The organism is Ruania zhangjianzhongii, assembly GCF_008000995.1.
In the GTDB taxonomy this organism is placed as follows: Bacteria; Actinomycetota; Actinomycetes; order Actinomycetales; family Beutenbergiaceae; genus Ruania; species Ruania zhangjianzhongii.
On the sequence record NZ_CP042828.1, the window covers coordinates 4,647,767 to 4,661,718 of the forward strand.

Annotated in this window: 14 protein-coding genes; 6 read left to right on the forward strand and 8 right to left on the reverse strand. The window is 69.2% G+C overall.

Translation table 11 applies throughout. The features are described from left to right. The first annotated feature begins 103 nt into the window (after positions 1-103). A complete protein-coding gene (locus FU260_RS21450; RefSeq protein ID WP_147918898.1) occupies positions 104-286 on the forward strand; it encodes an antitoxin in 183 nt (60 codons plus the stop codon). Between the two features lie 147 nt (positions 287-433). Next, positions 434-658, forward strand: a complete 225-nt coding sequence (locus FU260_RS21455; protein WP_147918899.1) for an antitoxin — start codon at positions 434-436, stop codon at positions 656-658. Positions 659-716: 58 nt separating this feature from the next. Here FU260_RS21455 and FU260_RS21460 read toward each other — a convergent pair whose 3' ends face one another. After that, positions 717-1,232, reverse strand: coding sequence for a hypothetical protein (locus FU260_RS21460; RefSeq protein ID WP_147918900.1), 516 nt, complete (start codon positions 1,230-1,232; stop codon positions 717-719). A 147-nt stretch (positions 1,233-1,379) separates the two neighbouring features. Between FU260_RS21460 and FU260_RS21465 the strand changes: the two genes are divergently transcribed. Together FU260_RS21465 and FU260_RS21470 are read left to right on the forward strand one after the other, a co-directional pair. Further along, a complete protein-coding gene (locus FU260_RS21465) occupies positions 1,380-2,132 on the forward strand; it encodes an LppM family (lipo)protein (RefSeq protein ID WP_147918901.1) in 753 nt (250 codons plus the stop codon). Between the two features lie 2 nt (positions 2,133-2,134). Beyond that, the gene (locus tag FU260_RS21470) at positions 2,135-3,619 is read left to right on the forward strand and encodes an amidohydrolase (RefSeq protein WP_147918902.1); all 1,485 of its coding nucleotides are present in this window, start codon (positions 2,135-2,137) and stop codon (positions 3,617-3,619) included. 230 nt (positions 3,620-3,849) lie between these two features. Here the strand turns inward: FU260_RS21470 and FU260_RS21475 are convergent, their stop codons facing one another. The 7 genes from FU260_RS21475 to FU260_RS21505 form a co-directional block, all read right to left on the reverse strand. After that, positions 3,850-5,301: an amidase gene (locus FU260_RS21475; protein WP_147918903.1), complete on the reverse strand. Its 1,452-nt coding sequence runs from the start codon at positions 5,299-5,301 to the stop codon at positions 3,850-3,852. A 9-nt stretch (positions 5,302-5,310) separates the two neighbouring features. After that, on the reverse strand, positions 5,311-6,024 hold the full coding sequence (locus FU260_RS21480) for a phage holin family protein (protein WP_147918904.1): 714 nt from the start codon (positions 6,022-6,024) through the stop codon (positions 5,311-5,313). 85 nt (positions 6,025-6,109) lie between these two features. Beyond that, complete coding sequence (locus tag FU260_RS21485; RefSeq protein WP_147918905.1) at positions 6,110-6,997, reverse strand: ABC transporter permease; 888 nt, start codon at positions 6,995-6,997, stop codon at positions 6,110-6,112. Beyond that, entirely contained in the window at positions 6,997-7,905 is a 909-nt protein-coding gene (locus tag FU260_RS21490) for an ABC transporter permease (protein ID WP_147918906.1), read from the reverse strand. Before FU260_RS21490 ends, FU260_RS21485 begins: the two co-directional genes overlap by 1 nt. Next, positions 7,902-9,056, reverse strand: a complete 1,155-nt coding sequence (locus FU260_RS21495) for an ABC transporter ATP-binding protein (RefSeq protein WP_147918907.1) — start codon at positions 9,054-9,056, stop codon at positions 7,902-7,904. The genes FU260_RS21490 and FU260_RS21495 overlap by 4 nt, the downstream gene beginning before the upstream one ends. Positions 9,057-9,059: 3 nt before the next feature. Further along, positions 9,060-10,292 (reverse strand): extracellular solute-binding protein, encoded by a 1,233-nt coding sequence (locus tag FU260_RS21500; RefSeq protein WP_147918908.1) that lies wholly within the window; start codon positions 10,290-10,292, stop codon positions 9,060-9,062. Between the two features lie 26 nt (positions 10,293-10,318). Then, positions 10,319-11,410: a LacI family DNA-binding transcriptional regulator gene (locus FU260_RS21505; RefSeq protein WP_210418148.1), complete on the reverse strand. Its 1,092-nt coding sequence runs from the start codon at positions 11,408-11,410 to the stop codon at positions 10,319-10,321. 233 nt (positions 11,411-11,643) lie between these two features. On the opposite strand from FU260_RS21505, the gene tdh reads away from it, so the two are divergent. Both tdh and FU260_RS21515 read left to right on the forward strand, forming a co-directional pair. Next, positions 11,644-12,702: an L-threonine 3-dehydrogenase gene (gene tdh / locus FU260_RS21510; RefSeq protein WP_147918909.1), complete on the forward strand. Its 1,059-nt coding sequence runs from the start codon at positions 11,644-11,646 to the stop codon at positions 12,700-12,702. A 15-nt stretch (positions 12,703-12,717) separates the two neighbouring features. Next, the gene (locus tag FU260_RS21515; protein WP_147918910.1) at positions 12,718-13,923 is read left to right on the forward strand and encodes a glycine C-acetyltransferase; all 1,206 of its coding nucleotides are present in this window, start codon (positions 12,718-12,720) and stop codon (positions 13,921-13,923) included. The last annotated feature ends 29 nt before the right edge of the window (positions 13,924-13,952 follow it).

Here is a 13,952-nt window from a genome sequence, read left to right on the forward strand (position 1 = left end):
GAGCAACGTACCGCCTCCGCGTTCACCGTGCGAGCCAGTTGCGCCTGCGTCACACTGACAAGCGGGTGCCCGAACGAGCACCCACGATGAGAAGGAGGATGCGATGGTCGGATTCGACGAACTCAAGAACAAGGCCACCGATGCCCTCGGCAACGAGGAGCAGACGGACGGCGCGCTGGACAAGGGCTCCGACTTCGTCGGTGACAAGACCGGTGGCCAGCACGACGACAAGATTGAGCAGGGGCGCGACTTCCTCGACGGAAAGGTCGGCGACGAGAACAACTGACGCCCCTCCGCCGAGCGGCCGGTCTCCGACAAGGAGGCTGGCCGCTGGTGTGTCCGCGGTGACGCTGACACCGTGCACGCCAGCCGCCGGTGCGCCAGACTGACGAACGGGCACCCGAGCGGGCCCCACGATGAGAAGGAGGCTGCGATGTCCAGATTCGACGAGCTGAAGAACAAGGCCGCCGATGCCCTCGGCAACGAGGAGAAGACCGACGGCGCGCTGGACAAGGCCGCGAACTTCCTCCGCGAGAAGACCGGCGGTCAGCACGACGACAAGATCCAGAAGGGGCGCGACTTCCTCGACGACAAGCTCGGCGGGGAGGGCGACGGGGGCGAGGAGGACACCCCGAACGACGACACGAACCGAGGCTGAAGCCTCGGCCGGCCGGCCGGTCGCCTACGAGGAGGCTCGCCGTCGGCGTGTCCGGAGATCAGCGGGGTTTCTCCGACGCGGGTGCGCCATCCTCGCAGGCCTGGCTGGTGAACGCCTCGACGGACACCGGGGAGTCCAGGTCGTTGCTGATCACCTGATCGGGCTGGTATCCGGCGACCTGGTCCAGCGTGAAGCTGACACCGTTCATGTCCCGCTCGCCGCCATCATCGGCCACGGTGCCACGCAGCTGGTACGGCGCTGCCGAATCCAGCAAGTCGCTCCGGCTCTCGCCGAACAGCTGGGGCAGGGTGTAGGTCTGGCTGGTTCCGGCCGGTTGGTCCAGTGGCGCAGCGGAGACGTCCTCCTGCGGCTCGGCGCCCTCCTGCTCCAGCAGCAGGTCCAGCTCGGTGGCTGGGTACTCGCAGGTGACGATCTGGACGATCACCTCACCCTGGGCGTCGCGACCGATCGCCACGGCACCGTCCGCCTCCTTGCTGCATCCGCTGAGAGTCGCGGCGATCAGGGTTGAGCCGAGCACGACCGCGCCCAGCCGTCGGAGATCTCGTGTGCTCATCATCGCCACATCCTCGGATCGACGCCGGTCGCCTCTCCCCGTGCTCCTATGATTCCGGCCACGTTAGGCCCGTGACAGCGCCCGGTCGATGGGGAGTAGGCCCCACCCGGCGGTGCACATCCAGCCATAGGTGGCACACTCGCGGGTGTGAAGGCTCTCCAGCGACTGTTGCTCGCTCTGATCGCCGTGCTGGCCCTGGCCGGCTGCGTCCGAGTGAGCGGGGACGTGTCGATCTCCGAGGAGGACACCCTCTCCGGTGAGGTGACCGTGGCCATCGACCGGCAATGGTTGATCGCCCAGGGAGAGGACCCGGATGCACTGATCACCGGTATCCAGGACGATCTGGCGAACGCGCCCGAGCAGGGCGTCACCGGAGAGTCCTACGACGACGGTGACTATGTGGGCATCACGCTCACTCTGACCCAGACGCCACTGGACCGGGTCGCCAGCTCCACCGACGGCATGCTGGAGATCTCCCACGAGGACGGCGAGTACCTGGTCACCGGGGACTTCAGCTCGCTCACCGAGTCCAGCAGCGCGGATGCCGCACCCTGGCAGATCGACCTGGCGGTCACGTTCCCGAACGGGGTCACCGAGCACGACGGCGAACTGTCCGGGTCCACGGTGACGTGGCACCTGGCCGATGGTTCCGAGTCGATGAACGCGCGTGGCCCCGCTCCGGGGGGCGGTATCGGGCTGGTCTGGGTCATCGTGATCGTGGTGGTGGTGGTCGCCGCACTCGCCACCCTCGTCTGGTGGCTGCTGCGCCGCCGCTACGGCGGCGCGCCGGTGGAAGGACTCCGGGCCGCCGGGGCGCGGATCCGCGAGCGGCACGCTGCGGCACGAGGTGAGGCCACCGACTCCATCAGCGATCTGGGCAAGAACCGGCCGAAGGAGTGACCGTGTCCGCGGCGCCGCTGCGGCGGATCGAGGGTGCCCGGCTGCTCGGGCCTGACCTGTCCCGGCGCGAGGTACTGGTCGACGTCACGCTTGCGGGCGGAGCGGTCCGGTCGATCGAACCTGCCGGCGCCCGGACCGGCACGCTCGCCGACGGGGTGCTGGCGGCCGAGGGTGCCTGGTTGATGCCGGGCCTGTGGGACGCGCACACCCACCCCACGGACTGGGCCGCCACCCGGCACCGTGTGGACCTGGCCGGCTGCGCCGACCGGAGCCAGGTGCTGGCCACCGTCCGGGCCGCGATCGACGCCGGCGACGCCGCGGACCCCGGGGAGCTGATCGGCATCGGTCTCCGGCACGCCACCTGGACGCAGCGCCCGGCCGTCGACCTGCTCGATGACGTCACCGGCGGCGTGCCCACGGTGCTGCTCAGCACTGATATGCACTCCGCCTGGTTCAACTCCGCGGCCCTGCGCCGGTACCAGCTGGCGGAGCCGGCTGGCGGGCTGGTCACTGAGGGACCGTGGTTCGCGGTGATGGCGCAGGTGGGTGCCGCCGACCAGGCCACCCGGGACGGATGGGTGATCGAAGCCGGCCGAGCGGCAGCCGCGCTCGGGGTGGTCGGCATCGCGGACTTCGACCCGGGCGAGCGACACGCCGCCTGGCAACGCCGGGTGGCCGCGGGGTTCGACGCACACCGGGTGCAGGCCAGCGTATGGACGGACCAGCTGGACGCTGCCATCTCCGCCGGCCTGGCCACCGGCGACCAGCTGCCGGGTACGGCCGGTCTGGTCACGATGGGCCGGTGGAAGGTGATCAGCGACGGGTCACTGAACACCCGCACCGCCTGGTGCCACGAACCGTTCACCGGCGGTGGTCACGGAGCACCGAACCTGTCCGGCGCGGAGCTGGCCGAGGTGATGGCGCGCGCCGCAGCTGCTGGGATCGAGAGCGCGATCCACGCGATCGGCGACCGCGCGGCCTCGGTGGCGCTGGACGCGTTTGAGCGGACCGGCGCCCGAGGGCGGATCGAGCACGCCCAGCTGCTCACCGACGACGATGTGCAGCGGATGGCCCGGCTGGGGGTGCGGGCGAGCATCCAGCCCGGGCACACGGTGATGGACCGGGACGTGGTGGACCTGCTCTGGACCGACCAGGCGCCACGCGCCTACCGGTTCGCCGATCTGCACCGGGCGGGTGTTCCGCTGGACCTCGGTTCGGATGCCCCAGTCTCCCCGCTGGACCCGTGGCTGGCGATCAGCGCCGCGGTCCACCGCACCGACGACGACCGGCCGCCCTGGTACCCGGAGCAACGGCTCGACCTGGCCACGGCGCTGCGGGCGAGCTGGGGCCCGGTGGCCGAGGTTCGAGAAGGGGGACCGGCAGACCTGGTGCTGCTGGACCGGCACCCGGATTCCCTCCTGGCCGCGGACCGGACGCGCCCGCAGGCGCTCGCCACTGTCTGCGCTGGCCGCCTCACCCACCACTGAGCATCGCCAACGCCCCCAGGCAGCCCACCCGTCCGCCCAGAGGTTCGTCACGTGGCCCGCCCGGTCGATACCCGCGGGCACGACCCCATGCAGGAAGTGACGAATGTATCGATTCACCGGAGAGAGGGGCGGGCGGTGGCGAGCCAGATGGTGGGTCAGGGTGGCGAGCCAGGTGGTGGGTCAGGGTGGCGGGTCAGGTGGCGAGCCAGGTGGTGGGTCAGGGCGGTGGGTCAGATGAGCGTCGGGCGCCGGTGGGACCAGGGCAGGGCCTCCTCGAGGGCGGCGGCGAGGGAGAGCAGCCGCTCCTCCTGACCCAACCCAGCACCCAGGGTGACGCCGAACGGCAGCTCCGGACCGCCGTCGTCGGCAGCAGCCCAGTGCAACGGCACGGACATGGCCGGGCGGCCGATGTTGTTCCAGGTGCTCGACCACGGCGTGAAGGCACACTGTGCCCAGAAATCCGCCTCCGGGTCCGCATCGTTGCGCATCGCGCCGATCGTCGGCGGCGGCTGCGCCAGGCTCGGGGTGAGGATCACATCGACGCCGGCCCAGGCGGTGGCGGCCTCGCGGGCCAGCTGCTGGCCGGCATTGATCGCGTTCGCATAGGTCAGGCTGTCCACCCCGCGGCCACGCTCGCGCATCCACCGGCTCAACGGCACCAGCAGGTGCTCCAGCTCTGGCGGGATCGGCGCGGTCGCGGCCATCACCGACCACACGTCCAGGAACGGACGCCACTTCTCCGCCGGGAACGGCACCGGCGCCTCGACCACGTGGTGGCCCAGATCGGTCAGCACCTTGCCGGCGAGCTCGACGGCGGCGATCGCCTGGGGGTGCACCGGCCCACCCGGGGGGATGAACGGTGTGGTGATCACCCCGATCCGCAGGTGTTGCTCACGCCGCTCGCAGGCATCCAGGAACGAGGTCTGCGCACCCGGTAGCCGGTAGGTGTCACCGGGCCAGGGACTACTCAGCAGGTCCAGGGCCAGGGCGGTGTCCCGCACGTCCCGGGTAAGCACGCCGTTCGTGCCCAGTGCCGGGCCGTCGACGCCGTGCGGTCCGGTGCTGATCCGGCCCCGGCTGGCCTTCAGCCCGACCAGGCCGCAGGCGGCCGCGGGAATCCGGATCGAGCCACCGCCGTCGCTACCGTGCGCAATCGGGACGATCCCAGCGGCGACGGCGGCAGCCGCACCGCCGGAGGAGCCGCCGGCCGAGCGGGACAGGTCCCACGGGGTGCGCGCCGGCGGGGCGATATCCGGTTCGGTGTAGCAGGGCAGCCCGATCTCCGGAGTGTTCGACTTGGCGACCATCACCGTGCCGGCCTCGCGGAAGCGGGTGACCACACCGTCGTCCACCGGAGCGACAAAGCCCTCCAGCGCCGCACTACCGGCCTGCATCGGCACTCCGGCCACCATGTTCAGGTCCTTGATCGGCAGCGGTACACCGAGCAGCGGCGGCAGCGCCGCGAGCGCGTCCGGGTCGTCACCGGCAGCATCCAGGGCAGCGGTGGCCGCCTGGGCCTGCTCGGCGGCGAGCTCGGGAGTGCGGACCACGAACGCCCCGACCCGTTCGTCCAGGACTTCCATCCGGGCCTGGGTGTGGGAGAGCACCTCGGTAGGGCTGGTCTCCCGGCGGCGGATCGCGCCGGCCAGCTCGCGGGCGGTCAGATCATGCAGCTCAGCCATGCCCTGAGCCTAGGCCGGATACTGCTGGCCCGGGTAGTTGCTGGGTGGACCGGGATACTGGCCGGGCGGCGGCGGATTCGGCCCGCCGGCCTCGACCCGGCGCCGGTTCTGCCTGCGGGTGTACCACCAGATGACACCGATGATCGTCACGGTCAGGCCGGCCAGCCCGAGCCCGATCGCCACGAACACTCCGGCGATGGTGCCGAACACTCCCCCGATGAAGCCCGGAATGTTGTCGGACTCGGTCACGATCACCGTGGCCCACGGCGTCGCGTCCGGATCCTCCAGCTCGGGCACGGTGACCGTGTAGTCGCCGGCGGCACCGGTGCGGAAGGAGGACACGTCGCTGGCGCTGACGCCGTTGCTGGTGGTCGTGCCTGATGGGGTGGCCGCCGGGCTCGCAGCCTGCCCGTCCGGGCCGGTCACGGTGATCCGGTCGCTGAGCAGGAGGCCGTCCACGCTGCTCGGATGGGCGAGATAGACCGCGTAGGTGGTTTGCGCCGGCAGGCTGAGCGTGACCGTCCCCGGCACCTCGGTGCCGCCCGCGGCGTCCGGACCCGGTGCGCCGTCGGCCGCGATGATGCCGGTCGGCAGGACGGACAGGAAGAGCCGGACCACCAGGACGATCACGGCGATGGCGGCGAGCAGCAGGAGCACACCGACCGCCGTGAGGATCTTGGGTCCTTTGGTGGAGGTCTGCACCGGGAGCGGGCTGTAGGCCATGCCGTTCAGCGTAGCTGGCACCCAAGGTCCTGCCGGAGGGGCCCACGTGCCACCTCCGGCAGGACCGGCTCTGGGGGTGTGCGGTTCAGTCGTCGCTGCTGGTATCGCGCACTCGCGCCACCAGCTGCGTCGGGTTCACGAACCGGAGGGCGACGATCAGGATCACCAGCATCGTCACCGTGTACACCACGGCCATCGCGGAGATGAGCGCACGTGCCTCACCACCACCGGCCGCTGTCATCGCACGGTAGATCGCCACCACCAAGGTGTCCGTCGGTGGACCGGAGACCAGGAAGGTCAGCTCGAACATGCCCACAGTGCGGACCAGCACGAGGATGGCCGCAGCCAGGATGCCGGGGACCAGCAGGGGGCCGAGGATGCGCAGGAACACATCCTTCATCTGCGCCCCGCACATCCGAGCCGCGCTCTCGATCGAGGGATTGATCTGCTCGATGAACGGGGTCATCGTCATGATCACGAACGGCACCGACGCCACCAGGTTCACCAGGATCACCGCGACCAGGGTGCGGCCCAGCCCCACGTTGTACATCACCGTGGCGAGCGGGATGCCGTAGGTGATCGGCGGGATGATGATCGGCAGCAGGAACAGCAGGGTGACCACCTGTTTGCCCGGGAAGTTTCTCCGGGCGAGCAGGTAGGCGGCGGGGACCCCGATCAGCACCGAGATCACCACCACCGAGACCCCGACCAGGACCGTCACCCCGATCACGTGCGTCATGTTGAAGCGGTCCCACGCCTCGGCGTACCAGGAGGCGGTGAACTCCTCGGGCAGCCAGCCTCCGAACCAGCGCCGGCCGAAGGAGTCGACCAGCACCGAGACCAGGATCCCGATGAGGAACACGAAGAACACGGCGACCAGGGCCCAGACCACCCAGGTGCTCGGGGCAGCGACCAGCCGGCGCCGCGGGCGGGTGGCAGTCTCGGGGCCAGTGGCGTTGTCGACGGTGGTCATCAGCCCTTCCCTCCGGTGGATCCGCGGTACAGGGTGGTACGCCAGAGCATCACGATCGCGATCACGATCAGCTCGACGACGCCCATCATGATCGCGATGGTCGAGGCCATCGGATAGTCGATCTGCTCGCCGAACGAGCGATAGGCCATCAGGGCCATCACCCGGGTATCGCCGGTCGGATCACCGACGAGCCGGGCCGAGGGGAACACGCTGAACGCGAGCACGAAGGTGAGGATGAAGGTGGTGGCCAGGCCCGGTGCCAGCAGCGGCAGGATGATCCGCCGGAACCGTTGGAACCAGCTCGCCCCGAGCGTGGTGGCCGCAGCCTCCAGCGAGGGGTCGATCCCGGACAGGTAGGAGCTGATCAGCAGGAATGAGAACGGGAAGCCGGAGATCACCAGGGACAGGAACACGCCCAGGTAGTTGTTCACGAACGCGATCGGCTCGCTGACCAGGCCGATCTGCACCAGGAACGTGTTCAACCAGCCCTGGCGACCGGCGAAGATCAGCAGACCTTGCGCCGTCAGCACCGTGCCCAGGGTGATCGGCAGCACCAACAGAGTGGTGAGCAGCCGCTTGCCACGGAACTTCCCGCGCAGCTTGAACGCCACCGGGATCGCTGCCAGCACGTTGAACAGCGCTGCCGGCAGGGCCAGGCGCAGCGTGATCCACACCGAGTCGAACACGAACGGGTCACGGAAGAACGCCACGTAGTTGGACCAGATCCCACCGCCCCACTGCTCCTGCATCCCTGCTGTGGGCTGGATGGTCAGGCCGATCCCGTACAGGAACGGATAGATGAACAGCGCGACGGTGAACACCAACGCCGGCAGGAGCATCAGCAGCCCCCGGTCGATCCCGCGTTCGGCCAGCCGGTGGCGCAGGCTCGCACTACTTCCGCTACTCATGGCGTGGCCTCGGCGGCCACCGGTTCGGCCGCCACCGGCTGGCCGGCCGCGTCCAGGTCGGAGACGAACACCAGAGCCCGGGACGGCTGCACCTGCAGGCGCACCTTGTCTCCGGGCTGCGGTGCGTGCTCACTGCGCACGTAGAGCGTGGCGCCGCTCTTCGCGGTCGCTCCCACCGAGAACTCTCGGCCGTGGTACTCCACCACGGCGACCTCGGCGTCGATCAGGCCGTCAGCGTCGTCGGCGCCGGTGGCCCCGGTGGCCCCGGTGGCGATCCGCAGGTCCTCCGGGCGGATCGCCAGCCGCGCGGTGTTGCCCGCGGTGAGGCCACCGACCGCGGTGCCGCGGATGCGCAGGTCCTCGTTCTCCACCAGGACTCCGCCGGCATCGGCCTGGGCGACGGTGACGTCGAGCAGGTTCCGGTAACCCATGAAGTCGGCCACGTGCCAGTTCACCGGAGCGGTGTGCAGCTCTTCGGGGGTGCCGACCTGCTGCACCCGACCCTCGCGGAGCACCACCAGGCGATCGGCCATGGACAGCGCCTCCTCCTGGTCGTGGGTGACGTAGATCGTCGTCAGGCCCAGGCTCTGGTGCAGGCGCCGGATCTCAGTGCGCATATCCAGACGGAGCTTGGCATCCAGGTTGGACAGCGGCTCGTCCATCAGCACCAGACTCGGCTCGAGCACGATCGCACGCGCGATCGCGACCCGCTGCTGCTGCCCACCGGAGAGCTGACCGGGCAGCTTCTTGGCGTGCGCCTCCAGCTTCACCAGTGCGATCGCTTCCGCGACCCGACGTTTGATCTCGGTCCGCGGAATCTTGCGCATCTGCAGCCCGAAGGCGATATTGCGCTCCACATTCATGTGCGGGAACAGCGCATAGTTCTGGAAGACCATGCCGAACCCGCGCTGATCCGGGGAGAGCGTGTCGATCCGCTTCTCGTCCATCGTGATCGTGCCGTGGGTGAGCGGGAGCAGGCCCGCCAGACAGTTGAGCGCAGTGGACTTCCCACAGCCCGACGGTCCGAGCAGGGCGATGAACTCGCCCGCCCGGATCGTCAGGTTGAGGTCGGCCAGCGCGGCGTGAGATCCGAAGCTGCGGCCCAGACCGGATAGCTTCAGCGTCTCGAACGCGTGGGGTGTGAATGCCATCAGTTAGCCTTCGTACTTCCCTGCGCCGATCTCGCGGTCCCAGATGTCGAACGCGAGCACCATCTGCTCCGGCGGGAGCGGTGTGGTGGTGGGCATGGACTCGATCAGGTCGTCGTACCAGTCGCGGCCGAACTCCTCGATCACTTGCTGACTCTCCTCCGGTGCCAGGTCGAGGGTCGCGCCCTCCACCGACGGGCCCGGGTAGAAGTAGCCGTGGTCGTAAGCCATCGCGTTCACCTCGGGGGTGAGGATGTAGTTCAGCAGGTTGACGATCGCGGAGATCTTGTCTGCCGACTGTCCCTGCGGGATCACCGCGTAGTGCGCATCGGTCACCCAGGTGAAGTCGTCAAAGGCCGCTGCCTCGATCCGCGCCGGCTCCTGACCGTTGGCGCGCGGTTCGATGTCCCAGCCGGTGGTGATCGGCGTCATCGCCCACGTTCCGTCCGCCATGTTGGTGATCACCTGGCCGGTGCCGGTGGGGTAGTTGTCGATGTACTGGTTCAGCTCGGTGAGATACTCCCAGGTGTTGTCCCAGCCGTTCTCCGGGTCGCTGGGGTCCTCGTCGCCGAGCAGGTAGGGCAGCCCCATCAGCCAGGTGCGGCCCGGACCGGAGTTGGCCGGGCGGGCGTAGCCGAAGTCGCCGGGGTTCGCTTCGGCCCAGGCGAGCACCTCCTCCGGAGTGCTCGGCACATCGGAGACGACGTCCGGGTCGTACTGCAGCAACGGGCCGGACGGGTAGTACGTGGTCACCACGCCGTATCCCTGTGCCAGCTCCTGCATCGCCGCGGCCGGTTCGATGTAGTTCGCCTGGTTCGGGATCCGGTCACCGAAGTCATCGACGATCGGGATCCACAGATCCTGGTCGATCCCGGCGGACAGACCGTCGTTACCGGTCATCACCAGGTCGATGGAGATGTTCCCGGAGTCCACCTGCGGCTGGACGGCGCCGACCAGGTCGGGTGCACCGCCGGACTCCCAGGTGACCGACGAGATGATGTCCGGGTTCTCCTCGACGAACTGCGCGACCATGCCCTCGGTGAGCTTGGCATTGCCGGCGACATCGAGGATGTTCAGCGTGACCGGTTCGGAGGGAGTCTCGGGCACCTCGTCGGGGGCGGCACTGCCACCGGCATCGCCACCACCGCCGTCACCGGAGTCCGGTGCCGAGCAGGCGGCGGCCAACAGTCCGACTGCAGCGGCAACAGCGGCCGCCTGCAACGTTGTTCTCCTACGCATGGGAATTCCTTTCTTCTGCCCGGCCACTACGCCGGACGGGTGGGAACAGAGGATCGCGGCCCGGTCGAGTCGCGGACAGTGAGGTCCACCGGCACCACATAGTGCGGCGGCTCCTCAGACGATGAGGGTGAGTTCTGCTGGGTGGCGGTGAGCGCGTCCAGCCCGCGCCGTGCCATTTCCTCTCCGGACACCGCGATGCTGGACAGGTGCGGCGTGACCGACCGGGCGAACGGGATGTCGTCGAACGAGACCACGCTGAGCTGCTCCGGTACGGCAACCCCGCGGCGCTGCGCGCGGTCGAGCAGGCCGAGTGCCATCAGGTCGTTGTAGACCACCACGGCGGTCACCTCGGAGGCGAAGACGATATCGGCGGCGGCCACCCCACCGGAGAAGTACGGCTGGAAGGAGCCGAGCTCACGGCCCCGGACGCCGTCGAGCTCGGCGGCGATCTGCACGAACGCCTCCAGCCGCGCCGTGTTCGACCAGGAGTTGCGCGGGCCGCCGACGTAGCCGATCTCGCTGTGCCCCAGCGCCCACAGGTGCCGCAGTCCCTGCAGCGCGGCATCGTGGTGGTCCGGGACCACGGACGCCACCCCGGACAGCGACCGGTTCAGCATCACCACAGGGGTGTGGCCGGCGGCATCGAGGAGCTCAGCGGTGCCGGCACGCGGTGAGCAGAGCAGGACGCCATCCACCTGGGCCGCGATCCGCTGCACGATCTGCAGCTCGACCCGCGGATCCTCGTCACTGTCGGCGAGGAACATCTGCAGCCCGCGTGCCCGTGCCTGCTCCTGGATCTCCTTGGTCAGGCCGGCGAAGTAGGGGTTGTTCAGGTCCGGGATGATCAGCGCGAGGTTGCCGGTGCGCCCGGTCACCAAGCCCCGAGCGGCACGGTTGGGGAGGTAGCCCAGCTGCTCAGCCGCCTGCTGCACCTTGTGCAGAGTCGGTGCGGAGACCATGTCCGGAGCGCTGAGCGCGCGGGAGACCGTGGACACCGAGACGCTCGCCAACCGAGCGACGTCGCTCGCCGTTGCACGCATCGTTGCTGGCCTCTCACCGGTGAACAGGTGACGATGAGTCTGCAACACACCATCATCGACGTCAAGTGCCGTGATCAAACGGTGACCTTTGCGATCGGTTGCGCCGCAGAATCGCTGCTATCTAGGGGCGCCTGACGGTCGCACAGCCTTCAACTACATCTGCAAGCGTTTGCAGATCATCTGTCATACATCGTCCCGCGGCAGCATTCTTGGCAGAGTTCCGTGCCCTCTGGACTGCGCCGAGACCCCCGCTGCGGACTGCTACCGTTCCACCATATGGACACCCGGTACACCGCGGAGGCGCTCACTCGATGAAGGCGTTGTTCAAATCCGGCCCGCATCCTGGCCTCGAACTGGTGGACCGGCCCGAGCCGGAACCTGGCCCTGGTGAGGTGAAGATCCGCGTGCTGGCCACCGGGATCTGCGGGACCGACCTGCACCTGCTGGACTGGGACCCGGCGGGGGCCGGGATAGCCCAGACCCCGCTGGTGCCCGGTCACGAGTTCTACGGCGAGGTGGTGGCCACCGGTGAGCTGGTGCACGACGTCCGGATCGGCGACCGGGTCTCCGGCGAGGGACACATCGTCTGCGGCATCTGCCGCAACTGCCGGGCCGGGCGACGCCAGCTGTGCATCCGCACCCGCAGCGTGGGGGTGCAGCGGGACGGGGCGTTCGCCGAGTACGTGGTGATCCCGGAGGAGAACGTCTGGTCGCACACTCGCGAGGGCAGTACCGACATCACCCCCGAGCTCGGCGCGATCTTCGATCCGTTCGGCAACGCGGTGCACACGGCGCTGCGGTTCGGCGTGGTGGGCGAGGACGTGCTGATCACCGGAGCCGGCCCGATCGGCCTGATGGCGGCAGCGGTGGTCCGGCACGCCGGCGCTCGCTATGTGGCCATCACCGATGTCTCCGCCGAGCGCCTTGCGCTCGCCGAGCGGATGGGGGTGGACCTGGCACTGAACGTGGCCACCACCGAGATCGACCAGGCGCGCGCCCAGCTGAGGCTGCGGGAAGGCTTCGATGTCGGGCTGGAGATGTCCGGGCACACCGAGGCCCTGCCGGAGATGATCAGCGTGATGAACCACGGGGGGAAGATCGCCCTGCTCGGCCTGCCCACCACGTCGATCGACATCGACTGGGCAACCGTGGTGACGCACATGCTCACGCTGCAGGGCATCTACGGGCGGGAGATGTTCGAGACCTGGAACGCGATGGCGGCGATGCTGCAGACCAGCCGGTGGCTGCACGGCGCGATCTCCTCGGTGATCACCGATGTGCTGCCGGCCACCGAGTGGCGCGAGGGGTTCGCGGCAGCCGGCAGCGGCACCGGCGGCAAAGTCGTGCTGGACTGGACGGTGTTCGGATGACCTGGAGGGAAGCTGATGTACGCGATCAAGGACGAGCTGGCGGCGGAGCTGGCGCAGCTGCACGCTGACGGCACCTTCAAGCAGGAGCGCTCGATCGCCTCACCGCAGTCGGCGCGCATCACCGCCGGCGCCATCGGAGCGCCGCCCGCGGAGGTGCTGAACTTCTGCGCGAACAACTATCTGGGGCTGGCCGACCATCCGGAGATCCTCGCTGCTGCGCACCGGGCGCTGGACGAGCGCGGGTTCGGGATGGCCTCGGTGCGGTTCATCTGCGGCACCCAGGATCGGCACCTGGAGCTGGAGCAGCGGCTCGCGGATTTCCTACACACGGAGGCCTCGATCCTGTTCGGGTCCTGCTTCGACGCCAACGGTGGGGTGTTCGAGGCGCTCCTCGGTTCCGGCGATGCGGTGATCTCCGATGCTCTCAACCACGCCTCGATCATCGACGGGATCCGGCTGTGCAAGGCCCGGCGGCTGCGGTATGCGAACCGGGACATGACCGAGCTGCGGGAGCGTCTGGCCGAGGCGCGCGACGGCGGAGCTCACCGGATCATGATCGTCACCGATGGGGTGTTCTCGATGGACGGCTACTACGCCCCGCTCGCCGAGATCTGCGATCTCGCCGAGGAGTTCGGCGCTCTGGTGATGGTGGACGACTCACACGCGGTCGGCTTCGTCGGCGCCACCGGAGCTGGTGCGCACGAGCGGGCCGGCGTGCTCAGCCGGGTGGACATCCTCACCGGGACCTTTGGCAAGGCCCTCGGTGGGGCCTCGGGGGGCTACGTCGCCGGACGGTCGGAGATCGTCGATGTGCTGCGCCAGCGCGCCCGGCCCTATCTCTTCTCCAACTCGCTCCCGCCGGCGATCGTGGCGGCCACGTTGACCGCCCTGGACCTGGCCGGTGGGGCGGGGGAACTGCGGAGGCGGCTCTGGTCCAACGCCGCCCTGTTCCGCCGCCGGATGGGTGAAGCAGGCTTCGAACTGCTCGACGGCGAACACGCGATCGTACCGGTGATGTTCGGTGACGCTGCTCTGGCCACCCAGATCGCGGATGCGATGCTCGCCCACGGGGTGTACGTGACCGCGTTCAGCTACCCGGTGGTGCCGCGCGGGCAGGCGCGGATCCGGGTGCAGCTCTCCGCGGCGCACAGCGAGGACGACATCGAGGCGTGCGTGAACGCCTTCCAAGCAGCGCGGGAAGAGGCGAGCGGCCCGCACTGACCTGACCTGCGCCGTCGGCGGCACGCCTG